We start from the raw sequence: 24,013 nt of genomic DNA, 5'->3' as shown, positions 1-24,013 counted from the left end.
GGAAGTGCTTAATGGAAGAAGTTCATTTTAAAAATCAACCACTAATAGGAGAGCTTCAGGTACCAGGTGATAAATCGATTTCCCATCGAGCCATTATGTTAGGTGCACTTGCCAATGGTACCACTAAAGTTGATAATTTTTTGACCTCGGAAGATTGTATGAGGACAGTAGAAGCATTTAAAGAGCTTGGGGTTGATATTGAAGTTGATAAAACACTTGTCACCATTAAGAGTAAGGGTTATTATTCTTTTCAACAACCTAACCAACCCTTAAATATGGGGAATTCAGGAACAACCACCCGATTAATATCTGGAATTTTAGCTGGATTACCGTTTGAGACAGAGTTGATAGGTGATGCCTCGCTTAGTCAAAGGCCTATGGGAAGGGTTATTGATCCACTAACTAAAATGGGTGCTGATTTTATTACGAGTAATAATAGAATGACACTACCGTTAACGGTCAAGGGTGGGACTTTAAAACCTATTAATTATCACTTACCTGTTGATAGTGCTCAAGTAAAGTCTGCGATTTTACTTTCCGGTTTATTAACAGATGGTCAAACAACGGTCTTTGAACGAAACCAAACTCGCAACCATACAGAAAAAATGCTTTCTGCTTTTGGTGGAGAGGTTGAAGTTAATAACGATCAGATTTCAATTGCAGGTCCACAACAGTTAAGTGGAGCCGAGTTAACTGTACCAGGAGATGCTTCAAGTGCAGCTTTTTGGATCGCAGCTGCAGTCATCACCCCTGGTAGTCATATCCTCATTCAAAATGTTGGATTAAATCAAACTCGCACAGGCTTAGTCGATGTGTTAAAAAGAATGGGGGCAAAGATCAGTTTACAGGTGACTGGGTATATCGGGGATGAGCCAATTGGGAATATTGAGGTGAATTATTCCAAGCTACAACCGACTACTTTAGAAAGTAGTGAAATCCCTAGCTTAATTGATGAAATTCCATTATTAGCTTTAGTCGCCACACAGGCGCAAGGAACTATGGAGATCAACAATATAGAAGAATTACGGTATAAAGAAACGGATCGTATCGAAACAACTGTACAGATTCTTAAGTCTCTTGGCGCCAATATCGATTCCAAAAATGATACGATGACTGTTAACGGTAAAGTTAACTTAACAGGTGGTCGTGTGAGGACGAACGGAGACCACCGGATGGCAATGATGGCAGCAATAGCTTCTACGATTTCAGATCATCCTATCGAAATTGATGATGTTACTTGCATTAACATATCTTACCCAAGCTTTTTTGATCATTTTAAACAACTACTTAGTCGTGAAAGTTAATGTTACGGATAGAATAGAAAGGTGATAATCATGGAAACAATTAGTGAAGCGCTAGAACTTAAAGAACAAGGACGTATTAGTGAAGCTGTTCAGTTACTTAAAAACTACATAAGCGAAGCAGAAGACTCTGAGCGTTTAGATATCGCACAACTGTTACATGAATGGGGTCTTTTAAATGATGCTAAAGAAGTTTATGAAGATATGCTGATCTTGTACCCTAATGATCATTATGTTCGACTTCTACTAGCTGAAATTGAAACTGATCTGGGTAATGATGAAGAAGTCATTGAAATCTTAGAAGAAATCGATTCAGAAGATGAAGCTTACATCCCAGCTTTAGTACAGATGGCTGATATGTATCAATCGCAAGGGCTATTTGAAGTTGCAGAAAAAAAGCTTTTAGAAGCTAAGGAGTTAGATTCGGGGGAGCCTATAATTGACTTGGCATTAGCAGAATTAGCTTTTTCTAATGGTGAATATCAAAAAGCCATACCATATTATGAGAGGGTGGAGCGCTATGATGATGATATTAGCGTCGTTAATATCAAGGAACGTTTAGCGGAATCCTTATCATCTATTGGTAACTGGGAAGAGGCTCTTGGTTATTACGAGCAGGTTAAGTTAGAGTCACCAGATCAACTATTTAAGTATGGCTATACAGCCTATCAATTAGATCGCTACGATATATGTACTAGAGTGTGGAATGAATTATTAGAATTGGATCCAGAGTATACAAGTGTTTACCCTTTACTTGCTACCTCGTTATACGAAGAGGGTGCCCTTCAAGAAGCTTTCGATATAACTGTGCAAGGTATCAAAAAAGATGAACACAATAATGAATTATACTTATTAGCTGCTGAATACGCAGTTAAGTTAAATAAAGTAGACCAAGCCATTGATTATTTAAAAGAAGCAGTTGCTATTGACCCAGGCTATGAAGATGGGGTTGATATGTTAATAAAAATTTATCTTGATGAAGACAAGCTTGATGAAGCCAAAGAATTAGTTGATGAATTACTAAAATTTGAAGGCTATCCTTCCCTGTTAAATTGGCGAGCTGCTCAGGTATATAATGCGTTTGAAGAGTTTGAGGATGCTAAGAAAATGTATGAAAAGGCGTACCCTGAGTATAGTGATGATCCAAATTTCCTAAAAGAATATGGTTTATTTTTAATCGAAGAAGGTGCAACAGAAAAAGCCACACAAATATTAACAACATATCTGCAGCATGAACCAGAAGATGAAGATGTTAGAGAGTTTGTTATAAGAATGCAATCTGAGTAGGGATAAAAGAGGTGGTATTATGGATCTTTCTCCAATCCAAAAAAGAGCCTTTATAGATTGGTTTATGGAGCATTACTCAATGCCTCAGCGAGAATTGGTTTGGCTATTTGACTACATGTTAAAAAGGGATGAATTATTAAATAATATCCATTTTGTTTTTGAAGCTCATCTATGTCCTAGAAGTATGATCATCTCAGTTCAGGATCATGACAATAGACCGTTTCGCTATTATAAGGAGCATGTGGTGACAACCGAAGTTGAGAAAGCCTTTCATGATATTCGCATGAACCCCGAAGAGTCTTTATTTGTGGAAGTTATTTATCCAAATGTACGTCATTCTCAAGAATATATGTCGGTGCTAGAAGACAATCCGTATTTGCCAGATGACTACTACTTGAAGGATAAAGACTATAAAGCCATTGACTCTTTCTTGGACTATGTTATTCAACAACAATATGTGGAGAAACTTAAATCAAAAATTGACATGGCATTAGATAAAGGAGATTTCCAATCGTTTAATTACTACAGTAAACGGCTTAAAGAATTACAGATGCATGATTATGAAGGGAGGTAGTTATACTTGAAATGGATCTATCAGGATGTTCAAAATTATACGCACGCAAAGGAATATATCGATACAGCAATTATGCCTCTTATACCGTATTCCTTCGAAGAGGATGATGATATGAGGAAACTAGCTTTTCAAAATGAAGTAATGGTTATATTCATGACTCAAATAGAAAAGCAACTTAAAGGGCGAGTCTTTTTATTGCCTGTATATAATTACCTCAAACAAAACACACTAGATATGGAGAGCAACCGTCTTCAAGAAACCATTGATCATATTCAAAAACAGCCTTTTGAACATGTATTTCTATTTACATTTGATAAGAAATGGCGTAAATATGGAACGAGCTTAAATGCTGAGTTAATTTGGTTACCTGCACCTAAAGAGGGTGATTTAAATCAAGTGGATAAACAACAGCTTGTACAATCACAAATAGGTGATATTGAAGAACTGATTAAGGAACAATGGAATGAGGAGTCATAAAGTATGAAATGTCACGAGTTTATGACATTTTTATATCCAAAGTATGGTTTTTATTGACCGTTGACAACGTATACGCTATCATTATATTGTCCTAATAAATAAGTGTAAAAACCCTGTTCGTTGTATCAGATGGATAGAGGGGGGAAAGACATGAGTGAAAAGAAAAACAATCAAGTCTCTCGTAGGCAGTTCTTAAACTACACACTGACTGGTGTGGGTGGTTTCATGGGTGCTGCAATGATCGCGCCGATGGTCGGAATGGCTGTTGATCCATTATTAAAGGCTGATTCTTCAGGTGATTTTATTTATGTCATGGATGTTGATGAGATTACAGAAGAACCACAACGTAAAAGCTTTAGTATTGAACAGCAAGACGGTTGGTATGAATCAGAAGCTGAACGTACTGCATGGATTTTCAGAGACGAAAATGGAGATATCTTAGCATTATCTCCAATCTGTACACACTTAGGTTGTGTAGTTGACTGGGAAACAGGAAATCAAGATAATGAATTTTTCTGTCCTTGTCACAATGGTCGTTATGACAGTAAAGGTGTGAATATTCCAGGTACACCTCCGACTGAACCTCTACACGCATATGAGTACAGAGTAGAAGATGGAAGATTATATTTAGGTAGAGCGAATCCACGAGGGGGGGCGTAATTGATGCTACAAAAACTTTATGACTGGGTAGATGAACGGCTAGATATTACGCCTATTTGGCGTGACATCGCTGATCACGAAGTACCAGAGCACGTAAACCCAGCCCACCATTTCTCTGCTTTTGTGTATTGTTTTGGTGGTTTAACGTTCTTTGTAACGGTAATCCAAGTCCTATCTGGTATGTTCTTAACTATGTATTACGTACCAGATATTGAAAATGCATGGAATTCAGTAGAATACCTACAATCACAAGTTGCACATGGACAAATTGTTCGTGGTATGCACCACTGGGGCGCTAGTGTGGTCATCGTAATGATTTTCCTACATACATTACGTGTGTTCTTCCAAGGTGCTTATAAAAAACCACGTGAACTTAACTGGGTTGTTGGTGTGTTACTATTCTTTGTTATGTTAGGATTAGGGTTTACTGGATACCTATTACCATGGGATAATAAAGCATTCTTTGCTACTCAAGTAGGTCTAGAGATTGCTGAGAGTGTTCCTGTGATCGGTACAGATATTAAGACATTGCTAGCAGGTGATCCAGAAATAGTTGGTGCACAGACCCTAACAAGATTCTTTGCGATTCATGTGTTCTTCTTGCCTGCAGCTTTATTCGGGTTAATGGCCTTACACTTTATCATGATTCGACGTCAAGGAATCTCAGGTCCACTATAAGACTTAAAACTTATTGATAAGGAGGGAACACTGTGCATAGAGGTAAAGGAATGAAGTTTGTCGGGGATTCAAGAATCCAAGATAGAAGTGAACGTAATACAATACCCAAAGATTATTCTGAATACCCTGGTAGAACAGAAGCGTTCTGGCCAAACTTTTTATTAAAGGAATGGCTAGTTGGTGCGGTTTTCTTAATTGGTTTTTTATGTTTAGTTGCGGCAGCGCCATCTCCATTAGAAACACAAGCTGACCCAAATAACTCAGCTTATATTCCGCTACCGGACTGGTATTTCTTATTCTTATATGAACAATTAAAATTTGAATATGCCGCAGGTGACTATGTCATTATTGGTACGGTTGGTATTCCAGGTCTAGCGTTTGGTGCCTTACTATTAGCACCTTTCTTAGATCGTGGTCCTGGTCGTCGCCCATCCAAGCGTCCAATTGCAACGGGAATGATGTTAATTGGTGTAATAGCAACTATTTGGTTAACATATGAGTCTGTTGCTGCAGTTGATTGGGATGAGCGTGCTGAGTATTCAGTTGAAAATGCAGTTGAACACGAAGTTGATGAAAGTCACCCAGGATACGAAACGTTTGTTAATAACTGTATGAGTTGTCATGGTGGTAATCTTGAAGGTGAACCTGGTTTAGGACCAGATTTACTTGATTTACCTCATACAGCTGAAGTATTACAAGAAATAGCTGTTGAAGGTATTGGTGATATGCCTCCAGGTATGTTTGATGGTACTGATGAAGAGCTTGAACAGCTTGCAGACTTTATCATTGAAAATACTAGTACAGAGTAAAGTTAAATAAGACACATTATAAAAGCTGACTTTTAATAAAGTCAGCTTTTTCATTACATATTGTATTAGGAGAAGAGTTATTATGAAGTTTTTATTAATAGACCGCAGAATTCTCAATGTACTTTTGATCGTTAATATCTTTGGTACTTTATATGGGTATTATTGGTATCGTTTTCAGTTAGAAACCACACCACCAATTTTTATAGCGTTTGTACCAGACAGCCCGACAGCATCTCTATTTTTTGTATTTGTATTAATTGGATTTTTGTTAAATAGGAATTTTAAATATATGGAAGCTTTAGCGATGCTTACCTTATTTAAATATGGTGTTTGGGCTGTGGTCATGAACATTCTAACTTTTATTCATGGTGCACCAGTTACCATGATGGCACTAATGTTAATATTCTCGCACGGAGCCATGGCCGTACAAGCCCTATTATATTCACCTTTTTACCGTATAGAAATGAAACATTTAGTAGTAGCGGCGGTCTGGACGTTACATAACGATGTAATTGATTATGTTTACGGGATGATGCCAATGTACCGTACTTTATCTGATTATGAACACCACATCGGATATTTTACATTCTGGTTAAGTTTATTATCGATATTTCTAGTATATAAATACGGTATAAAAAGAACCCGTTCTGATGGTTTAGCATAAGCATATAATAAAACTGAAGGTAAAGGGGAGATTCCAGGTGGCCTTAGTTAGTTTTGAGTTGTTTTTACTCCCTTTATTGCTATTGCTTACTGCTAAACAACATGAGTTGGTTACGACGATCATACTTGTCTCATTGATTATTTTAACAACATTGATTTATGTTGGTTGGAAAAAATATAAACAAGAAGAGCAAGATCAAAGCAAACAAATTGACGATGATGAAAGGTTTGACTAAAATTGACCATATAATAATATACGGGAGGAATATGAGATGAGTATTGAAGTTTATTTAATTTACTTTGCAATATTATTAATTCTCCCACTATGGGCACAAAGTAAAGTTAAAAAAACATATCAAAAACATATGAAAATTAGAAATTCATCCAACGTCACGGGAGCAGAAGTAGCCAGACGTCTACTACAAGAGAATGGTATTTATGACGTACGAGTTGAGGAAACGAAGGGATTTCTTTCAGATCATTACGACCCTAGAAAAAAAGTTGTTCGATTATCATCTCATAATTTTCATGAGCCTTCTCAATCTGCAGCTGCTGTTGCTGCTCATGAGGTGGGTCATGCAATACAGGATGCTGAAGAGTATGCATTCTTAAGATTTAGACATGCATTAGTTCCTGTAGCCAGTTTAGGTTCTAATATGTCGTTTTTTCTTATACTCGGAGGTTTGCTTTTAGGATTAACTGAGTTGTACTTACTTGGTATTGTCTTTATGGCCTTTGCTGTATTGTTTCAACTGGTGACGCTACCTGTGGAGTTTGATGCGTCGAACCGGGCGATGGGTCAGTTAGTAAGTACAGGAATGATTAATAGTGCAGAGCACCGGGAAACAAAGAAGGTTCTAAATGCTGCTGCCTGGACTTACGTAGCGGGCGCTGTTGTTGCGTTACTTGAGTTACTTCGTTTTATCCTTATGTTTTTACACATGAATCAAGAATAAATAAGAATGAGACTGGGGCAATTAGCCCCAGTCTCAGTTTATTCAATTGGCTTTTTGTTTTCATCTAATGTAAAGCCCTCACCTAATACATCATGAACTGAGGTGACGGCAACAAATGCATGTGGATCTATTTCTTGAATAATATTTTTCAGTTTAACAATTTCGTTTTTAGCTACCACGCAATATAATACCTTGCGAGTTTCTCCTGTATAACTTCCACTTCCGTTTAAAATCGTTACTCCACGATCCATATGCTTTAGTATATCATCAGCCAGTTCCTGACTATATTCTGATATAATCGTTGCTCCCCTTGCTGCATAAGCTCCTTCTTGGATAAAATCAATGATTCGCGCCCCAATAAAGACGGCGACAAGTGTATACATCCCCTCAATTTCGTTTAGATAAAAGATGACTGAAGCAACAATTACGATGGCATCAAATAAGAACATGGTTCTACCCATACTCCATCCACTATATTTATGGACGAGTCTAGCTATAATGTCAACGCCACCAGTGGTACCGCCAAACCTAAATATAATTCCTAATCCGACACCGATAAACGTACCGGCAAACAAAGCAGCTAAAGTCATATCATCACGTAAGGAAAATTCGTATGTATAAATTTGAAAGATCCATAGAAAAACAGAGGCTGCAACTGTACCGATGACTGTATAAATAAAAGTTATTCTACCTAGTAACCTAAGCCCAATGAAAAAAACCGGAATATTTAAGACCAAATTCATAACGGCGGGGTCTAGTGAAAATAAAAAATAAAGCAATAAAGTAATTCCAGTGAACCCACCTTCAGATAGGTTATTTTGCATATTAAAGTTAACAATTCCAAAACCAAATATGGCTGCCCCTAAAATGATGAACAAAATATTTTTAACTTTAATACCTGTAAACATTAAACCACCTCGATTCTAAACCACTCAAGATATTATATCCAAAATTAGCCAACTGTTCAATTATATACGTGATTATGGTCATATTTTGGCTGAAAATGATAAAATATTAAATAATTTGTATGAATGATTTGTCAAACCACAGTTTCTTAGCTAACATAATGATAGATTGTAAAAGAAGGGTGATTTCTTTGAGTGAAAAAGAATCATTAATACATATGCAAAAACGTGTCGATTCATTTATTAGTCAATTTGAAGAAGGGTACTTCTCTCCACTTACGATGGTAGCTAGATTAACGGAGGAGATGGGAGAGTTAGCTCGGGAAATAAATCATCATTATGGGGAGAAACCAAAAAAGCAATCTGAAGGTGAAAAGGCATTAGAAGAAGAGCTGGGAGACCTTTTGTTCGTATTAATCACTTTAGCTAATTCATTAGATATAGATATGTCAGAGGCATTTGACCTTAGTATGTCAAAAATTGAAAGAAGAGATCAAAACCGTTGGACAAAGAAGGAGAATAAATCATGACAGAAACCGTAAACATTATTTTAGCAGGCCCAAGAGGAAAAATGGGTAAGGAAGCCTTAGAACTCATCAGTAGAACAGATCATTTCAATTTAGTAGGATGTATTGATCGAAAGAATAATGGGTATCTCGTTAAAGATATTGACGGATTACCAAATATAGAATCACCTATATATACTGATGCTGATGAAGCTTTTGAACGATTAAACGCAGATGTTCTTATTGATCTAACCAATCCTGAGGTTGGTTTTCATCACACTAAAACAGCCATGTTACATCAAGTCAGACCGATTGTAGGGACATCTGGTTTTTCTGAAGAGCAACTTGATACACTTAAACGATTAAGTGAAGAGCAGAGAACCGGAATTGTAATTGCACCGAACTTTGCCATAGGTGCGGTATTAATGATGCGTTTTTCTCAAATGGCCGCGAAGTATTTCCCAAATGTTGAAATTATCGAAAGACACCATGATCAAAAATTAGATGCACCATCTGGAACAGCTGTTAAGACGGCCCAACTGATTAAGGAAACTAGAGAGGCACAACAACAAGGTCATCTAGATGAAAAAGAAACGATTAAAGGAGCAAGGGGTGCTGAGTTTGATGGATTTAGAATCCATAGTGTGAGATTACCCGGTTATATTGCTGAACAAGAAGTGGTCTTCGGTCAACCTGGACAAACCTTAAAGATTACTCATAACTCAACTGATCGTTATTCATTTATGAGTGGGGTACAATTTGCGGTTGAGCGAGTCATGCAGATGGATGAGTATGTCTATGGTTTAGAAAATTTAATGGAATAGTAGGTGAACATATTGAAAATTGCTTTAATTGCTCACGATAAAAGAAAACGTAACTTACTAAACTTTGTTACTGCTTATAAGCCTATTTTTAAAGAGCATACACTGATTGCAACTGGTACAACAGGAAAGATGATTAACACGGAAATTGGCTTGGAGGTCAAACGGCTACAGTCTGGTCCACTGGGTGGTGATCAACAGATAGGAGCTAAAATAGCTGAAGACGATTTAGACTTAGTTATTTTCTTTAGAGATCCTTTAACTGCTCAGCCACATGAACCAGATGTCACTGCATTGTTGCGATTATGTGATGTTTTCAAAATTCCTGTTGCAACGAACGAGGCATCTGCTGAGATTATCGTACGTGGATTAGAGAATGGGTGGCTTGACTGGCGAACGGTAAAGGAATCGGCCGTGTTATATGATGAATAAAAAAATAGGTATAGTGTGTTATCCAACAGTTGGTGGTTCAGGTGTAGTGGCAACCGAATTAGGGATGTATTTAGCAGAACAACAATATGAGGTGCACTTTATTTCGACCACGATGCCATTTAGGTTAAAGCGGTTATATCCAAATATATATTTTCATGAAGTAGAAGTAGCTAATTACCCAGTATTTAAACACCCCCCTTATGATTTATCACTAGCAAACAAAATTGCTGAAGTTGTTGATCGAGAGGAATTAGATATTATCCATGCCCATTATGCGATTCCTCACGCGATTTGTTCAATCTTTGCCAAACAAATGTCTAAACGTGACATAAAAATTATCACCACTCTTCATGGGACAGATATTACGGTCTTAGGTATAGATGATAGTTTACAGAATATGATCCGTTTTGCGATTGAGGAATCTGATGCAGTCACAGCTGTATCAGAAAGCCTAAAACAACAAACTATTGATGTTTTTAAGACAAACAAACAAATTGAGGTTATTCATAACTTTATTGACCTTACTGAACGCGTACCGGAAAATGATGAGGGTTTAAAAAATATGTTAGGGATTCCTGAAGATGAAAAAGTCCTTATTCATATTTCTAATTTTCGCAAGGTCAAGCGAGTCGATCAAGTCATCGATGCATTCTCAATCGTCTCTGAACATGTACCGTCTAAATTATTGTTAGTAGGTGATGGACCAGAATACGGAAAAGTTAGGTCCAAAGTGGATGAACTCAATTTGAATGACCAGGTCATTTTCTTAGGAAGACAAGATAATATTCAAGCATTACTTAAAATAAGTGATGTGAAGCTATTGCTGTCAGAGAAGGAGAGCTTTGGTCTGGTGCTATTAGAAGCAATGAGCCAAGGTATTCCATGTATTGGAACTAAAATCGGTGGAATTCCAGAGGTTATAGAGGATGGGTATAATGGTTATTTATGTGAGCTTGGAGATATTGAAACGATCGCTCACAAAACCATTAATTTATTATCTGACAGAAGCTTATGGCATAAGTTATCAACGCATGCAAGGCAGCATGTTGAGCAACACTTTCAAACAGAACAAGTTGTTAAACAATACGAGCAATTGTATCAGCAGATGACTGAGCCATCTGTAGGTCAATATAAATAAAGGATCGAGATTATGTTAGGCTATCCATTTAATCAAGCAAAAAATATTTTCAAGACTTTTAAGAATCATGGATATGAATGTTACTTCGTTGGTGGGGCCGTTCGTGATTATCTATTAGATGTGGATATTGGTGATGTGGATTTAGCGACCAATGCCACTCCTGATACGATGATGGAGCTGTTTGAACGAACTGTTCCTATTGGTATAGAACATGGAACAGTACTCATTTTAGATGGAGATAATGAGTTTGAAGTGACGACTTACCGGTCTGAAGGTGAGTATGATGACTTCCGACATCCAAATTACGTTGAATTCGTGAGTGATTTAACTTTGGATTTAAGTCGTAGAGATTTTACTATTAATGCGATTGCTATGGACTTAGAGGGTGAAGTCATTGATCCTTTTAATGGTATGAATGACTTGAATAACCGATTAATACATACAGTTGGATCAGCAGAAGAACGGTTTAGTGAGGACGCCCTAAGAATGTTGAGAGCTGTTCGTTTTTCAAGTCAATTAGGCTTTCAAGTATCCAATGAAGTTTTAACGGCAATTAAAGAAAATAGAGATTTATTAGGAAAGGTAGCAGTAGAAAGGATTCAAGTTGAGTTAACGAAAACATTCAATGGTTCTAACGTTTCTTGTGGATTAGAGGTTATGGAGGAATCCGGCCTATATAAAGAGTTGCCAATCTTCAAACAACAATTCAGTCTATTTTTTAAATTAAAAAAGCATATAAATGAGCCAGTTAATAGCTTCAGTGTACTAGTGGCTAGTTTACATTTGTTGGACTCAAATTATTCAATTCACGAATGGGTACGTGCCTATAAACTATCTAATCAGGTTAAAAAAGATGCTAAAGCCTTAGTTGAAATCTTTAAGGCATTCCGACTTGACGGGATAACTAATGTCATATTGTACCAACTTGGTCACGATTTGATGCCTCAGTTTGTTCAACTGGTTAACGTTATAACCGGTCAGTTGCTTGATCTTGATGAATTATTAAACCAGTACCGACAATTACCCATACAATCCAAAAGTGATTTAGCCATATCAGGTCACGACCTTGTAAAATTATTTCCTAATGAGAAACGAGGTAGTTGGATTGGGGACTATTTGAGTCGGGTTGAGAATCTAGTCTTAACTGAGAAATTGGTAAATGAAAAAGAAGTCATAGAGAGTCAGGTGAAGACATGGAAGGAACAAGAAAACAGCTAATTGAATTACTATTCTCTCATCAAAGTGATTATGTTTCTGGACAGTTTTTATCCGAACAGTTAAATATTTCTCGCTCTGCTATCTGGAAGCATATGAACGAACTTAAAAAGAGTGGCTATGAAATAGAAGCTGTAACCAATAAAGGCTACCGAATTATCAATGTACCGAATGCTTTATCTGAGGATGCATTAAGGTGGGGGTTAAAAACTGACTGGCTTGGTTCTAGAATTTCATTTCATCAATCGGTTCAATCCACACAGATGGTCGCACATGAGTTAGCAAGAGCAGGAGCTAGTCACGGGACGATCGTTCTTGCAAACGAACAAACTAATGGAAAAGGAAGAATGAAAAGGTATTGGGATTCAAAAAGTGGTCTAGGTTTATGGCTTAGCATGATTCTACGTCCACATGAGTTAGAACCCAAAAATGCTACACAGATTACATTAGTTGCAGCCGTAGCTGTAGCTGATGTCATGAAACAATTAGGCATTGACATTAAAATTAAGTGGCCGAATGATTTGTTTATCAACGATCGGAAACTAGCTGGTATTTTGACAGAGATGCAAGCTGAGCAAGACCAAATTGACTATATTGTTTTAGGAATTGGTTTAAATGTTAACCATGGATTAGATGATTTCGATCAGTCAATTAAACAACAAGCCACTTCGTTACACCTTGAAACAGGAACAATTCATAATTTAAATGAACTGTTTCAGCAAGTTGCCTTAAGTTTTGAACAGCTTTATGAGCGATTTATCGAGCAAGGGTTTCTTTCGATTAAATCGGAATGGGAAGGGTATGCCTATAAACTTGGTGAATGGATTAATGTTAGAGCACAAGGGGAATGGCCAGCAAAACTAGTCGGTATTCATGAGGATGGTGCATTAAAAGTCATCGATCAACAAGGTAATGAACACCTGTTGTATTCTGCTGAAATTTTATGGTCATAAGGTGGGGTGATTAAAGTGAAGACGACAAGGATGTTAAGTAAGAAAAAAATGAATGGTGAGAAGTTGGCGATGATCACGGCCTATGATTATCCATCTGCAAAAGTGTGTGAGGAAGCTGGTGTCGACCTCATCCTAGTAGGAGATTCATTAGGTATGGTTGTTTTAGGTTACGATTCGACGATTCCAGTCACTGTAGATGATATGATTCACCACGGTAAAGCGGTTAGAAGAGGAGCACCTAACACATTTACGGTTGTAGATATGCCATTTATGTCTTTTCATGCTTCTATGGAAAATACACTTCTTAATGCTAAAAGGATGTTCCAAGAAATTCAACCATCTGCCCTTAAATTAGAGGGCGGCGCCGAGGTTTCTGATCAAATTCAATCGTTGACTCAATCAGGTATTCCTGTTGTAGCCCATATTGGTTTAACACCACAAACATTTAATGTTCTCGGGGGTTACCGTGTTCAAGGTAAGTCTGAGGAAGAGGCTAATAAGCTCTTAACCGATGCAAAAGCGGTTGAGCAAGCAGGAGCTGTTGCGCTAGTCTTGGAATGTGTACCATCTACTTTAGCAGAATACATTACAAGTTCTATTTCTATACCAACCATCGGAATTGGTGCAGGAGCTCACTGTGATGGTCAAGTTTTAGTGTATCACGATTTACTGCAATACGGAGTTGATCGTCTAGCTAAATTCGTCAAGCCATATGGAGATGTTAATCATCTAGCAGTTGATGGTATATCAAACTATATTAAAGATGTCAAAGAGGAAAAGTTCCCACAGGAGGAACATATCTACTCGTTGAATGAAGACGTATTAAAAGGGTTGTACGGAGGATCCCATGAGAACGATTAAAACGGTTAATGAGATGAAGGACGTTCAGAAGCATTTACATAAGAAAGGTATGACAATCGGCTTTGTTCCAACCATGGGTTATTTGCACGAAGGTCATTTACGTTTAGTAAAAGAAGCTAGAAAACAGAATGATTTGGTTGTCGTAAGTATATTTGTTAATCCATTGCAATTTAACCAAACTAGTGATTTAGAAGGTTACCCTAGAGACTTCGCTCGTGATGAGCAGCTATTAGCCAACGAACAAGTTGATTATATCTTTTATCCCAGCCAGGAAGAGATGTATCCTTCCCCATTATCCATTGAGATGAGCTTAATTAGACGTGGAGATGTGTTGTGTGGTGCAACCCGACCAGGGCACTTTGAAGGTGTATTAGTTGTTTTAACTAAACTGTTTCATATTATCGGCCCTGACCAAGTCTATTTTGGAATTAAAGATGCTCAACAAGTAGCCGTCGTCGATGCCCTCATCACAGATTTGAATTTTGATCTTAAATTAGTACCTGTTCCAACCGTTCGCGAACCTGATGGGTTGGCAATGAGTAGTCGTAATGTTAATTTAAAAGAGAATGAACGTAAAGAATCCCCTTACCTTTACCAAGCATTATTGGTGGGTGCAAGCTATATTCAAAAGACTGATTCATGGACAAGAAGTCGAGTGATCGATCAGGTAAAAACTTACTTAAAACAACACATTTCAGGAAAGATCGATTATGTTGATTGTCTATCGTATCCCGATTTAGAAGATGACATTCATGGAAATAATGATATAATTATTGCGATAGCTGTAAAATATCAAGACGCACGATTGATAGATAATGTTATCTTGTCATCATCAGGGGACATCAAATACAGGAGTGAATAACATGTATCGCACGATGTTAAATAGTAAGATTCACAGAGCGACAGTCACTGAAGCAAACTTGAATTATATTGGTAGCATTACTATTGATGCGCATATATTGGAACAAGTCGGAATTCTCCCTCATGAGAAAGTACAAATTGTCAATAATAATAATGGGGAGCGATTTGAAACATATGTGATTGCGGGTGAACGACATAGTGGCATTATTTGTTTAAATGGTGCTGCAGCAAGAAGAGTACAAAAAGGTGATACAGTAATTATCATCTCTTATTTGACTCTATCACAAGATGAATTGGCAAGTCATCATCCGAAAATTGCAATCATGGAAGAAAATAATCAAATTGGGGATATAATCGTGGAAGAAACCCCTCTAACTGTTTTATAACTCCCTCGGTTAGGGAGTTATTTTAATTTATTGTTATCGACTAACTGATAATAATTAGACTATCTATTACATAATTACTTAGGGTGAAAGGGGGACCAGATCATATGGAGCGTTTTGTAGTAGTAGACCTAGAAACGACAGGACACGCAGTTAAGCACGGTGATGAAATTATTGAAATCGGTATCGTGTTACTTGAAGGTAATGAAATAGTCGATGAGTATACAACAAAGGTAAAACCAAAATCTAAAATTCCGTCATTTATTTCACATTTAACAGGTATTCAAGAAGATGATGTGAAAGACGCGCCATATTTTGAGGAGGTTATCCCCGATATTATTCCTTTTTTTGAGAATAGCTATTTTATTGCTCACCATGTTCAATTTGATTATGAATTTTTAAGCTCTTCATTAGAACATGCAGGATATGAGCCACTAGCCTGTCCAACCATAGATACAGTAGAACTATCGAGAATCATGTATCCAAAAGCGCAGGGGTATAAATTATCTGATATTACGAGCTATTTAGGTATTGAACACTTCTCACCCCATCGAGCATTATCAGATGCTTTTGTTACAGCGGTACTATGGCAAAAGATGCAAGAGAAAATTAAAACCCTACCATATGTCACTTTAAAGAAACTAAGACCTTTTATCGAACAGCTTAATAGTGAACTTGACGAATTGTTTGACCAGATCCTAGAAACTAAACGAAATCAGTACGATCAAGAGGATCTATATCAAATGAGTAATGGTTTAGCAATTAGCCGACAAGAGAGTTCTCATAAGGAACTTCCTGCTGGTGATGGAAGCTTTCAAACGCTGTTGAATGACGTTTTTCATCATAAGCATTACCGTAATCGAGGCGAACAGCAACAGATGGCACATACAGTATTAGATGCTTTTGATCAACAACAACATACAGTTATCGAAGCAGGAGCCGGCTTAGGAAAAACGACCGCTTATTTATTACCCGCCTGGTTTAAGACTCGAAACAATGACCAAAAGATAGTGATTAGTACAAGTACGATTCAGTTGCAAAGTCAGATCGTCAGTGAAGCTCATGATTTATTTCACAACCACTTAAATAAACGTGCACAAGTGACACTTCTAAAAAGCCCTGATCATTATCTTGATACAGGTAGGTTACAGGCTTGGCTCGACCACTATGAGGATTATGATAACTACGACTTTATCTTGTCATTGGCAATTATATTAGTGTGGTTAACCGAGACCAAAACGGGAGATATTGACGAGTTGCAGTTACCATCTAATGGGTTGGCATTATGGAAGTACATTAATTGTGAGGGAGCTCGATTTAATGATTCTGGGTCATTTTTTCAACAAGCTTTAAATCAAGCTAAAAATTCTCAACTAATTGTGGTTAATCATGCATTTTTACTTAATGATTTATTGCATAAACAAAATAGAATTCCTAATTACGATTATGCCATTATTGATGAGGCTCACCAATTTGAAAATATAGCACGTACTCAGGCATCTAAGGAGTTAAGCTATGTTTTCACTGTTCATTTATTACAGGATATTCAAAAAGTTTTTAATGATGAGCTTATTGATCAGGCAAAGTACTATGCTGATGCCTTTTTCAGGTCAATTTATCAAGCGGTTCATTTCCTGCATGGTCAGGATGATTTGCTTTCTGATACGGGTAAGGTGCAATTAACAATCGATGATTACTATCTAGATTTGTTGATGGATGGCAATATTCGTGTCCAGTTAAACAACTTTTTAATGACGATTGAACGTCTGTTGGAGAAAATAAAGGCATCTAAAGATACAGATACAAGGTCTGTATTAATTATGGATTATGCAACTCAACATTTATCAGAAATGATTAAAGCATTTCAAAGATACTTTGATAAAACAAACACCGATGCTCGATGGATAGAGATTGACCAGCTTGGTGCTAAAAATGCTGCCACTCTTCATTTAGAGCCAGTGACGATGGCGGAGGAAATTAATAGGCAGATCTTAACTCAAGCTGATTCATATGTGTTTATTAGTTCGACCCTTCAAACCAATCAATCGTTTCAATCATTTCTCGAACGAACGGGTTTAAAAGCAAATACACCTTGTATGGTGTTCAAATCACCATTTAATTATGAGGAACAAACAAGAATATTAATTCCTAATAATATACCGGATGTCTCAAAAACTAAGCAGAGCACTTATACGACTTATGTTGCTGACTTCCTAACTAAGTTTATTACGTCTGTTCACGGGAAGGTATTGGTTCTTTTTACCTCATATGAAATGTTAAAGCTGGTTTATAAACATTTAAAATTGCTGAAATCACTTGATGGTTACACAATCATAGGGCAAGGTGTTACTACCGGGAGTCGTGACAAGTTAAAGAAGATGTATGAAAGTGAAGACCATGCTATTTTACTTGGAACCAATTCATTTTGGGAAGGTTTAGACCTTAAAGACGAACCATTTAAAGTTGTTTGTATGGTAAGGCTTCCTTTTGAAACACCTAATCACCCTTTTATACAAGCAAGAAGTAAGCTCTTAGATGTGGACCATAATGTATTTGAAGACCTGGCTTTACCAATCGCTATACAACGGTTTAGGCAAGCGTTTGGTCGTATTATCCGAAACGAACATGACCGAGGAATGTTTATTATTTTAGATCAACGGATTAAAAAGAAAAATTACGGTAAAAAGTTTTTAGAATCGTTGCCTGATGTCCCTGTTATATACGATGAGCAAGATAAGCTATTTAAACGTGCAAAAAAATGGGTATCATATTACGATTAATTTTAACAAAACCTATCCAATAGCAAACATCAAAAAAAGAGATAGGTGTTGGGTTAAATGTGGTTGAAGCTCTTATTAATTGGACTGTTATTTACAAATACAACAATTCAAACGGCATCTGAACGTGAATTGATCTTTACGCCCATTGATTCTGGAGATATAGCTCTATTACATTTAAATGAAGAAGAAATGTTCTTAATTAATACTGGGAATGGGGGAAGTTTACCAAGTGTTAAGGAGATGATTAACCAATGGCCAGAAAAGGAGATTAAAGGAATATTAATAACTGCTTTTAGACCAGAAAATTGTGGAAACCTTAAGGCTTTGTTAGAAGATCACGAAATTGAAAGTGTTTATGTACCACATACCGACTTTCAATCATGTGATGAACCTAAAGATACACGCATATTTTCATTAAATAAACAAGAAACGATTGCATTAAGTAATGACTTTTACCTTCAGTATATAAGCGAAAATGACAGTAAAAAAGGCAGTGTCATGATTTCTAATGATTCCTTTACTGTTTACTGGTATGAATCTTACATGAACCCTGAAAAACATGCAGCCCGTCAAGCAGAATTGATTTATATTCCTTCGTATATTAAGGATGATCATATGCTTGGTGAAGAGGTCATTGAATTAGATCCTGAGATTGCCATTATTAATGAGAAAAAAGACCCTCAAAGAAATAAGCATTTACATGACCTATTTCAAGAAGCATGGGTCGACACGTATTTTTTAAAACGTTTTATAGCGATTCATATTTCCATTTTTGAAAACGATTATGATGTTTACTTAGAAAAGTTAAACCAGCATAAATAAATGGTGACGATTTTGTGTCAATAAGAACTTTAATCGAACTACTCTTTTTTAGCTTTTTTTTAAAAATGTCTAAATTTGTGTTAAAAGTTGTTATAATATAGAGGGTGGATTAATGGTTTTAGTATTTGGGGAAAAGGATGAATATATTGGCACAAAATCAGTCGCTTAAACGAAGAGTTCTGCTTATCTCGTCTGGTATATTAGCAGTCCTGTTAATTGTAGGCTTAGTGGTTTTTTCTTACTTTTATAATACAATTCAAAGTGAGCTTAAGGCAAAACAAGCATCTTATGCTACAATAGCCACGGAGCATTCACCAATTGAGACAATTAAAGAAACTTATGTATATAATGGTGATGGGCCTTATACAGTCGTTTATGGTCAACAGGATCATGAATCTTACTATGTATTTGTTCCCCAGAAGGATGACCTAACAGAAGATGATCTAAAGTGGATTAATACAGAGGATGGATTATCAAAAGATGACATGCTTACTATTTGGGAAGAAGATTGTGATGATTGCCAGCTAATGAGTATCGTACCGGGAGTTGTCAATGACGAATATATCTGGGAAATTATATATGAAGATGCAAACCGGATGTATTTTCAAACATACTTCTTTTCAGATGGTGACTTATATGATTCAATTTCATTTCGCAAAAACTAATTAGGAGTGATACATATGGAATTAGCTGATCGTGTACAATCATTAACTCCTTCAAGTACTTTGGCAATCACATCTAAGGCCAAAGCGTTAAAGGAAGAAGGTCACGATGTTATTGGACTTGGTGCAGGTGAGCCAGATTTTAATACACCTTCTTATATTATAGATGCAGCAAAGGCTGCGATGGATGAGGGTAAAACGAAATATACTGCTTCAGGTGGTTTACCAGAATTAAAACAAGCGATTATAGATAAATTTACACGTGACCAAGGTTTAAAATACCAGGCAAACGAAATTATTGTAACTACCGGAGCAAAACATGCGCTCTATACGTTGTTTCAAGTCTTATTAAATCGAGGAGACGAGGTTATTGTTCCGATCCCATATTGGGTTAGTTATCCGGAGCAGATTAAACTTGCTGAAGGTCAACCTGTTTATGTCACTGCATCTGAGGAGAACAGTTTTAAATTAACACCTAAGCAGTTAGAGGAGTCTATTACTGAATATACTAAAGCTGTGATCTTAAATTCACCTAGTAATCCAACTGGAGTGCTTTACTCAAAAGATGAATTAGAAGCTTTAGGCGAGGTAGCCCTTAAACATAACCTTTACATTGTATCTGATGAAATATACGAAAAGTTAATTTACGGTGATAAGGAACATCAATCCATTGCGGCTATTTCAGATGAACTTAAGGACCATACGATTATTATTAACGGTGTGAGTAAGTCACACTCAATGACGGGGTGGCGAATTGGTTATGCGGCTGGTCATGAATCTATTATCCAAGCCATGACTAATTTAGCTTCACATGCGACGTCAAATCCAACATCCATTGCCCAATACGCAGCAATTGCTGCCTATCAACATTCTGAAGAAGAGATTAACCAAATGAAGGTAGCTTTTGAAGAACGTCTTAATAAGTTGTATAATTGGATATTGGAGATTCCAAATCTATCATGCGTTAAGCCAGATGGAGCATTTTATCTTTTTCCAAACGTGAAAACCATCGTTGAGCGTTCCCCATTCGATTCAACTGATGAATGGGTTAAACAACTTCTTGAGGAGGAGAAATTAGCTATTGTTCCTGGCTCAGGATTCGGTGCTGAAGATAATGTGCGTTTGTCCTATGCAACTTCGCTAGATCAATTAGAGGAAGCGGCCAAACGATTAAAACGATTCGTAGAAAAGTATAGTGGATAGGAGGAAGAATCAGTGAAAACAACTATTGCAAATGTCAACCAACATCTAAACGAAACAGTAACTATTGGTGTCTGGTTACATAATAAACGATCAAGTGGGAAAATTGCCTTTTTACAACTGAGAGATGGTACTGGATTCATCCAAGGGGTTGTAGCCAAATCAGCTGTCTCTGAAGAGGTGTTTGAACAAGCAAAAACGATTACACAGGAATCATCTCTATATATTACAGGGACGGTAGTTGAAGATACTCGTAGTCCTCTTGGTTATGAGCTTCAAGTAACTGATCTAGAAGTCATTCAAGAAGCAGAAGATTATCCAATTACTCCTAAAGAGCATGGTACTGAATTTTTAATGGACCATCGTCATCTATGGTTACGCTCTAAAAAACAACACGCGATTATGAAGGTTCGTAATGAAATTATCCGTTCTACTTATGAGTTTTTTAATAACGAAGGTTTTGTCAAAGTCGATCCACCGATCTTGACTGGTGCCTCAGCAGAAGGAACAACAGAATTATTCCATACAAAATATTTTGATGAGGACGCTTATTTATCTCAGAGTGGACAATTATATATGGAAGCGGCTGCTATGGCTTTAGGAAGAGTATTCTCATTCGGCCCTACTTTTCGCGCCGAAAAGTCTAAGACCAGAAGACACTTAATTGAGTTTTGGATGATTGAACCTGAAATGGCATTTATGGATCATGAAGACAGCTTAAAAATGCAAGAGGAGTATGTTGCATTCGTTGTACAATCTGTACTTAAAAATTGTAAGATTGAATTAGAGACTTTAGATCGTGACACTTCTAAATTAGAAAATATACAAGCACCATTTCCGAGAATTACGTATGATGATGCTATTCAGTTCTTAAAAGATCAAGGGTTTAATGATATTGACTGGGGAGATGACTTTGGTGCACCACATGAAACAGCGATTGCCGAAGCGTATGACAAACCGGTTTTCATCACTCACTTTCCAGTAGAAATCAAGGCCTTCTATATGAAGCCTGACCCAGATAATCCAAACGTAGCTCTTTGCGCTGACTTAATTGCTCCAGAAGGTTACGGGGAGATCATTGGTGGTTCTGAACGTATTGATGATTATGAACTAATGGCCGAGCGATATAAAGAGCACGATTTGGACGGCCCAGCATATGAGTGGTATTTACAACTACGTAAATACGGTACAGTTCCACACTCTGGTTTTGGATTAGGGTTGGAGCGAACAGTGGCCTGGATTACAGGTATTGAACATATTCGTGAAACCATTCCATTTCCGCGCCTGCTTAATCGTCTATACCCATAATAAACTACTAGGGATGACTCATTTACGATTGAGTCATCTCTTTCTATTCATAAAAAAGGACGGGTTGCCATGCAATTACCATTTTCCTACCAAAAGTTATTAACAGAACAAGTGAATATACCTAGTCGGTTGTTAATGGGTTATCGGGAGCTTCATTTGGAAGAAAATGATATGGTAGTTATTTTACAGATTATTAACCTTCAAAGATTAGGTGAATGGTTACCATCGTTTGACCAAATTTCGAGCTATATGACTTTAACTGCTAATGAAGTGGCCAATGTTCTTAAGAAACTAAGAAATAATGGCTATTTATTGATTGAACAACATACCGATGAAGAAAACGCTACATATGAGTGGTATTCACTAACCCCTTTGTTTGAAGCGTTATACGATGTTGCAGAAACATCTACAAGAGAAGAAGAAGGTAAATTATTTCAGCTATTTGAACAAGAATTTGCAAGAGCACTATCACCTATAGAGATTGAGACGATTAGTCACTGGTTAGATGAAGATCAGTTTAAACCACCATTAATCAAAGCAGCTCTTAGAGAATCTGTCCTAATGGGGAAGTTAAACTTTCGTTACATAGATCGAATTTTAAATGAGTGGAAGAAAAAAGGTATTAGATCTGTTAAAGATGTTAAACAACCTCATCAAGGACAAGGACAACAACAAACAAAACCTAAACAAAAACGCGATACGTCCGTTTATTATAACTGGCTGGAAGAATAGGGGGAGGGCTAAGTTGTTAACTAAAAAGGAGATTCGTTTCGTTCTGGATACGTTAAAAGAGATGTATCCTGATGCAGATTGTGAATTGAACCATTCAAATGAATTTGAGCTGTTAATTGCTGTTGTACTATCTGCCCAAGCAACTGATGCTCTAGTTAATAAAGTAACACCTGATTTATTTAAAAAATATAAGTCACCTGAAGATTATGTAAATGTATCCTTAGAAGAATTACAAAATGATATTAAACGAATTGGACTATATCGTAATAAGGCTAAAAATATTCGCAAACTGTCAGCTGATTTAATTGAAAAATTTGATGGGAAAGTCCCTAGTAATTATGAATCTTTAGTGAATTTGGCAGGTGTAGGGCGAAAAACGGCTAATGTCGTCATGTCTGTAGCATTTGGTGAGCCAGCCATCGCAGTCGATACACATGTTGAACGTGTTTCTAAACGATTAGGTATTTGCAGGTGGAAAGATTCTGTATTAGAAGTCGAGAAGACGTTAATGAAGAAGGTTCCAAAAGATGAATGGAGCGCTACACATCATCGGATGATCTTCTTTGGGCGTTATCACTGTCGCGCCAAGTCACCCAATTGTCCGGAGTGTCCGTTGTTAGAAATTTGTCGTGAAGGGCAAAAGCGAATGAAAAAGAGGGAATAATACATGGATTATAGACAGATCGAGGAGAAATTTAAGGCTTGGGAACAAGTATCTAAAACAGTTGAAAATTATGTAAATGATCGAAATTTCCAAGAAGTATCAAGATATGTTAACGCTTATCTTGATGAATTAAAGATGATTATACTACTATGTAATGGCTATGAAACAGAAGATATTGTTGATTTTAGTCAGTTTGATCAACTCGCGTATACACCTATAAATGTCACAGAGCGGTTAGATTTTATCGAAAAGCGCAAACATCACCGTCATGCATATATTCAATTAAATGAACTGTATAAGGAAATGAAAAAAAAGTATGTGACCGGTAAAATTAAAGGCGAAATATAAATTAAAGGGCTGCCCCA

General features: G+C 36.9%; 28 protein-coding genes. 27 read left to right on the top strand and 1 reads right to left on the bottom strand.

What is annotated here, in order from left to right:
• Nucleotides 1-11 precede the first annotated feature (11 nt).
• From aroA to HWQ49_RS02620, 10 genes are all read left to right on the top strand, one after another.
• On the top strand, nt 12-1,304 hold the full coding sequence (gene aroA / locus HWQ49_RS02665; protein WP_188206016.1) for a 3-phosphoshikimate 1-carboxyvinyltransferase: 1,293 nt from the start codon (nt 12-14) through the stop codon (nt 1,302-1,304).
• A 30-nt stretch (nt 1,305-1,334) separates the two neighbouring features.
• On the top strand, nt 1,335-2,588 hold the full coding sequence (locus HWQ49_RS02660; protein ID WP_188206015.1) for a tetratricopeptide repeat protein: 1,254 nt from the start codon (nt 1,335-1,337) through the stop codon (nt 2,586-2,588).
• A gap of 19 nt (nt 2,589-2,607) precedes the next feature.
• On the top strand, nt 2,608-3,162 hold the full coding sequence (locus HWQ49_RS02655; RefSeq protein WP_188206014.1) for a ReoY family proteolytic degradation factor: 555 nt from the start codon (nt 2,608-2,610) through the stop codon (nt 3,160-3,162).
• A 6-nt stretch (nt 3,163-3,168) separates the two neighbouring features.
• Nucleotides 3,169-3,639 carry a DUF2487 family protein gene (locus HWQ49_RS02650; RefSeq protein ID WP_188206013.1) on the top strand — a complete coding sequence of 157 codons (471 nt, stop codon included), beginning with the start codon at nt 3,169-3,171 and terminating at the stop codon, nt 3,637-3,639.
• A gap of 150 nt (nt 3,640-3,789) precedes the next feature.
• Entirely contained in the window at nt 3,790-4,299 is a 510-nt protein-coding gene (locus tag HWQ49_RS02645; RefSeq protein ID WP_188206012.1) for a ubiquinol-cytochrome c reductase iron-sulfur subunit, read from the top strand.
• A gap of 3 nt (nt 4,300-4,302) precedes the next feature.
• A complete protein-coding gene (qcrB, locus tag HWQ49_RS02640; protein WP_188206011.1) occupies nt 4,303-4,977 on the top strand; it encodes a menaquinol-cytochrome c reductase cytochrome b subunit in 675 nt (224 codons plus the stop codon).
• A gap of 32 nt (nt 4,978-5,009) precedes the next feature.
• Nucleotides 5,010-5,786 (top strand): menaquinol-cytochrome c reductase cytochrome b/c subunit, encoded by a 777-nt coding sequence (locus HWQ49_RS02635; protein ID WP_188206010.1) that lies wholly within the window; start codon nt 5,010-5,012, stop codon nt 5,784-5,786.
• A gap of 82 nt (nt 5,787-5,868) precedes the next feature.
• Nucleotides 5,869-6,450 carry a DUF1405 domain-containing protein gene (locus HWQ49_RS02630; RefSeq protein WP_188206009.1) on the top strand — a complete coding sequence of 194 codons (582 nt, stop codon included), beginning with the start codon at nt 5,869-5,871 and terminating at the stop codon, nt 6,448-6,450.
• Between the two features lie 37 nt (nt 6,451-6,487).
• On the top strand, nt 6,488-6,685 hold the full coding sequence (locus HWQ49_RS02625) for a sporulation protein YpjB (protein WP_188206008.1): 198 nt from the start codon (nt 6,488-6,490) through the stop codon (nt 6,683-6,685).
• Nucleotides 6,686-6,721: 36 nt separating this feature from the next.
• The gene (locus HWQ49_RS02620; RefSeq protein WP_188206007.1) at nt 6,722-7,405 is read left to right on the top strand and encodes a zinc metallopeptidase; all 684 of its coding nucleotides are present in this window, start codon (nt 6,722-6,724) and stop codon (nt 7,403-7,405) included.
• A gap of 38 nt (nt 7,406-7,443) precedes the next feature.
• Here HWQ49_RS02620 and HWQ49_RS02615 read toward each other — a convergent pair whose 3' ends face one another.
• A complete protein-coding gene (locus HWQ49_RS02615; protein WP_188206006.1) occupies nt 7,444-8,313 on the bottom strand; it encodes a YitT family protein in 870 nt (289 codons plus the stop codon).
• A gap of 158 nt (nt 8,314-8,471) precedes the next feature.
• Here HWQ49_RS02615 and HWQ49_RS02610 point away from each other — a divergent pair, with 158 nt between their 5' ends.
• From HWQ49_RS02610 to HWQ49_RS02530, 17 genes are all read left to right on the top strand, one after another.
• A complete protein-coding gene (locus HWQ49_RS02610) occupies nt 8,472-8,840 on the top strand; it encodes a nucleotide pyrophosphohydrolase (RefSeq protein ID WP_188206514.1) in 369 nt (122 codons plus the stop codon).
• A complete protein-coding gene (gene dapB, locus HWQ49_RS02605) occupies nt 8,837-9,640 on the top strand; it encodes a 4-hydroxy-tetrahydrodipicolinate reductase (protein WP_188206005.1) in 804 nt (267 codons plus the stop codon). The genes HWQ49_RS02610 and dapB overlap by 4 nt, the downstream gene beginning before the upstream one ends.
• 12 nt (nt 9,641-9,652) lie before the next feature.
• Nucleotides 9,653-10,069 (top strand): methylglyoxal synthase, encoded by a 417-nt coding sequence (gene mgsA / locus HWQ49_RS02600; RefSeq protein WP_188206004.1) that lies wholly within the window; start codon nt 9,653-9,655, stop codon nt 10,067-10,069.
• Nucleotides 10,059-11,207: an N-acetyl-alpha-D-glucosaminyl L-malate synthase BshA gene (bshA, locus tag HWQ49_RS02595; RefSeq protein ID WP_188206003.1), complete on the top strand. Its 1,149-nt coding sequence runs from the start codon at nt 10,059-10,061 to the stop codon at nt 11,205-11,207. The genes mgsA and bshA overlap by 11 nt, the downstream gene beginning before the upstream one ends.
• Before the next feature lie 12 nt (nt 11,208-11,219).
• A complete protein-coding gene (locus HWQ49_RS02590) occupies nt 11,220-12,425 on the top strand; it encodes a CCA tRNA nucleotidyltransferase (protein ID WP_188206002.1) in 1,206 nt (401 codons plus the stop codon).
• Nucleotides 12,401-13,375, top strand: a complete 975-nt coding sequence (locus tag HWQ49_RS02585) for a biotin--[acetyl-CoA-carboxylase] ligase (protein ID WP_188206001.1) — start codon at nt 12,401-12,403, stop codon at nt 13,373-13,375. The genes HWQ49_RS02590 and HWQ49_RS02585 overlap by 25 nt, the downstream gene beginning before the upstream one ends.
• A gap of 15 nt (nt 13,376-13,390) precedes the next feature.
• Entirely contained in the window at nt 13,391-14,236 is an 846-nt protein-coding gene (gene panB / locus HWQ49_RS02580) for a 3-methyl-2-oxobutanoate hydroxymethyltransferase (protein ID WP_394810752.1), read from the top strand.
• Nucleotides 14,223-15,098, top strand: a complete 876-nt coding sequence (panC, locus tag HWQ49_RS02575) for a pantoate--beta-alanine ligase (protein ID WP_188206000.1) — start codon at nt 14,223-14,225, stop codon at nt 15,096-15,098. The genes panB and panC overlap by 14 nt, the downstream gene beginning before the upstream one ends.
• 1 nt (nt 15,099) lies before the next feature.
• Nucleotides 15,100-15,483, top strand: coding sequence for an aspartate 1-decarboxylase (gene panD, locus HWQ49_RS02570; RefSeq protein WP_188205999.1), 384 nt, complete (start codon nt 15,100-15,102; stop codon nt 15,481-15,483).
• A 104-nt stretch (nt 15,484-15,587) separates the two neighbouring features.
• Nucleotides 15,588-18,260 carry an ATP-dependent DNA helicase DinG gene (gene dinG / locus HWQ49_RS02565; protein WP_188205998.1) on the top strand — a complete coding sequence of 891 codons (2,673 nt, stop codon included), beginning with the start codon at nt 15,588-15,590 and terminating at the stop codon, nt 18,258-18,260.
• Between the two features lie 57 nt (nt 18,261-18,317).
• Nucleotides 18,318-19,082, top strand: coding sequence for a hypothetical protein (locus HWQ49_RS02560; RefSeq protein WP_188205997.1), 765 nt, complete (start codon nt 18,318-18,320; stop codon nt 19,080-19,082).
• A 146-nt stretch (nt 19,083-19,228) separates the two neighbouring features.
• Nucleotides 19,229-19,747: a cell wall elongation regulator TseB-like domain-containing protein gene (locus HWQ49_RS02555; RefSeq protein WP_188205996.1), complete on the top strand. Its 519-nt coding sequence runs from the start codon at nt 19,229-19,231 to the stop codon at nt 19,745-19,747.
• A gap of 15 nt (nt 19,748-19,762) precedes the next feature.
• Nucleotides 19,763-20,947 carry a pyridoxal phosphate-dependent aminotransferase gene (locus HWQ49_RS02550; RefSeq protein ID WP_188205995.1) on the top strand — a complete coding sequence of 395 codons (1,185 nt, stop codon included), beginning with the start codon at nt 19,763-19,765 and terminating at the stop codon, nt 20,945-20,947.
• Between the two features lie 12 nt (nt 20,948-20,959).
• Nucleotides 20,960-22,252: an asparagine--tRNA ligase gene (asnS, locus tag HWQ49_RS02545; RefSeq protein WP_188205994.1), complete on the top strand. Its 1,293-nt coding sequence runs from the start codon at nt 20,960-20,962 to the stop codon at nt 22,250-22,252.
• Nucleotides 22,253-22,321: 69 nt separating this feature from the next.
• On the top strand, nt 22,322-22,984 hold the full coding sequence (locus tag HWQ49_RS02540; RefSeq protein ID WP_188205993.1) for a DnaD domain-containing protein: 663 nt from the start codon (nt 22,322-22,324) through the stop codon (nt 22,982-22,984).
• 13 nt (nt 22,985-22,997) lie between these two features.
• Nucleotides 22,998-23,648 (top strand): endonuclease III, encoded by a 651-nt coding sequence (gene nth, locus HWQ49_RS02535; RefSeq protein WP_188205992.1) that lies wholly within the window; start codon nt 22,998-23,000, stop codon nt 23,646-23,648.
• A gap of 3 nt (nt 23,649-23,651) precedes the next feature.
• Nucleotides 23,652-23,996: a YpoC family protein gene (locus tag HWQ49_RS02530; protein WP_188205991.1), complete on the top strand. Its 345-nt coding sequence runs from the start codon at nt 23,652-23,654 to the stop codon at nt 23,994-23,996.
• Nucleotides 23,997-24,013 lie beyond the last annotated feature (17 nt).

The organism is Alkalibacillus aidingensis (genome assembly GCF_014595945.1).
Taxonomy (GTDB): domain Bacteria; phylum Bacillota; class Bacilli; order Bacillales; family Alkalibacillaceae; genus Alkalibacillus; species Alkalibacillus aidingensis.
The sequence above is the reverse complement of the archived record's forward strand: the minus strand, read 5'-3'. Positions and strand labels throughout refer to the sequence as shown.

Excerpts from the sequence above, each read along its gene's own strand:
- HWQ49_RS02645 (WP_188206012.1), top strand. The coding sequence starts at position 3,790 with ATGAGTGAAAAGAAAAACAATCAAGTCTCTCGTAGGCAGTTCTTAAAC.
- HWQ49_RS02560 (WP_188205997.1), top strand. The coding sequence starts at position 18,318 with ATGTGGTTGAAGCTCTTATTAATTGGACTGTTATTTACAAATACAACA.
- qcrB (WP_188206011.1), top strand. The coding sequence starts at position 4,303 with ATGCTACAAAAACTTTATGACTGGGTAGATGAACGGCTAGATATTACG.
- HWQ49_RS02610 (WP_188206514.1), top strand. The coding sequence starts at position 8,472 with ATGATAGATTGTAAAAGAAGGGTGATTTCTTTGAGTGAAAAAGAATCA.
- HWQ49_RS02590 (WP_188206002.1), top strand. The coding sequence starts at position 11,220 with ATGTTAGGCTATCCATTTAATCAAGCAAAAAATATTTTCAAGACTTTT.
- aroA (WP_188206016.1), top strand. The coding sequence starts at position 12 with ATGGAAGAAGTTCATTTTAAAAATCAACCACTAATAGGAGAGCTTCAG.
- HWQ49_RS02550 (WP_188205995.1), top strand. The coding sequence starts at position 19,763 with ATGGAATTAGCTGATCGTGTACAATCATTAACTCCTTCAAGTACTTTG.
- HWQ49_RS02615 (WP_188206006.1), bottom strand. The coding sequence starts at position 8,313 with ATGTTTACAGGTATTAAAGTTAAAAATATTTTGTTCATCATTTTAGGG.
- HWQ49_RS02540 (WP_188205993.1), top strand. The coding sequence starts at position 22,322 with ATGCAATTACCATTTTCCTACCAAAAGTTATTAACAGAACAAGTGAAT.
- dinG (WP_188205998.1), top strand. The coding sequence starts at position 15,588 with ATGGAGCGTTTTGTAGTAGTAGACCTAGAAACGACAGGACACGCAGTT.
- HWQ49_RS02585 (WP_188206001.1), top strand. The coding sequence starts at position 12,401 with ATGGAAGGAACAAGAAAACAGCTAATTGAATTACTATTCTCTCATCAA.
- panC (WP_188206000.1), top strand. The coding sequence starts at position 14,223 with ATGAGAACGATTAAAACGGTTAATGAGATGAAGGACGTTCAGAAGCAT.
- dapB (WP_188206005.1), top strand. The coding sequence starts at position 8,837 with ATGACAGAAACCGTAAACATTATTTTAGCAGGCCCAAGAGGAAAAATG.
- HWQ49_RS02660 (WP_188206015.1), top strand. The coding sequence starts at position 1,335 with ATGGAAACAATTAGTGAAGCGCTAGAACTTAAAGAACAAGGACGTATT.
- panD (WP_188205999.1), top strand. The coding sequence starts at position 15,100 with ATGTATCGCACGATGTTAAATAGTAAGATTCACAGAGCGACAGTCACT.
- bshA (WP_188206003.1), top strand. The coding sequence starts at position 10,059 with ATGATGAATAAAAAAATAGGTATAGTGTGTTATCCAACAGTTGGTGGT.
- HWQ49_RS02530 (WP_188205991.1), top strand. The coding sequence starts at position 23,652 with ATGGATTATAGACAGATCGAGGAGAAATTTAAGGCTTGGGAACAAGTA.
- HWQ49_RS02655 (WP_188206014.1), top strand. The coding sequence starts at position 2,608 with ATGGATCTTTCTCCAATCCAAAAAAGAGCCTTTATAGATTGGTTTATG.
- HWQ49_RS02630 (WP_188206009.1), top strand. The coding sequence starts at position 5,869 with ATGAAGTTTTTATTAATAGACCGCAGAATTCTCAATGTACTTTTGATC.
- HWQ49_RS02620 (WP_188206007.1), top strand. The coding sequence starts at position 6,722 with ATGAGTATTGAAGTTTATTTAATTTACTTTGCAATATTATTAATTCTC.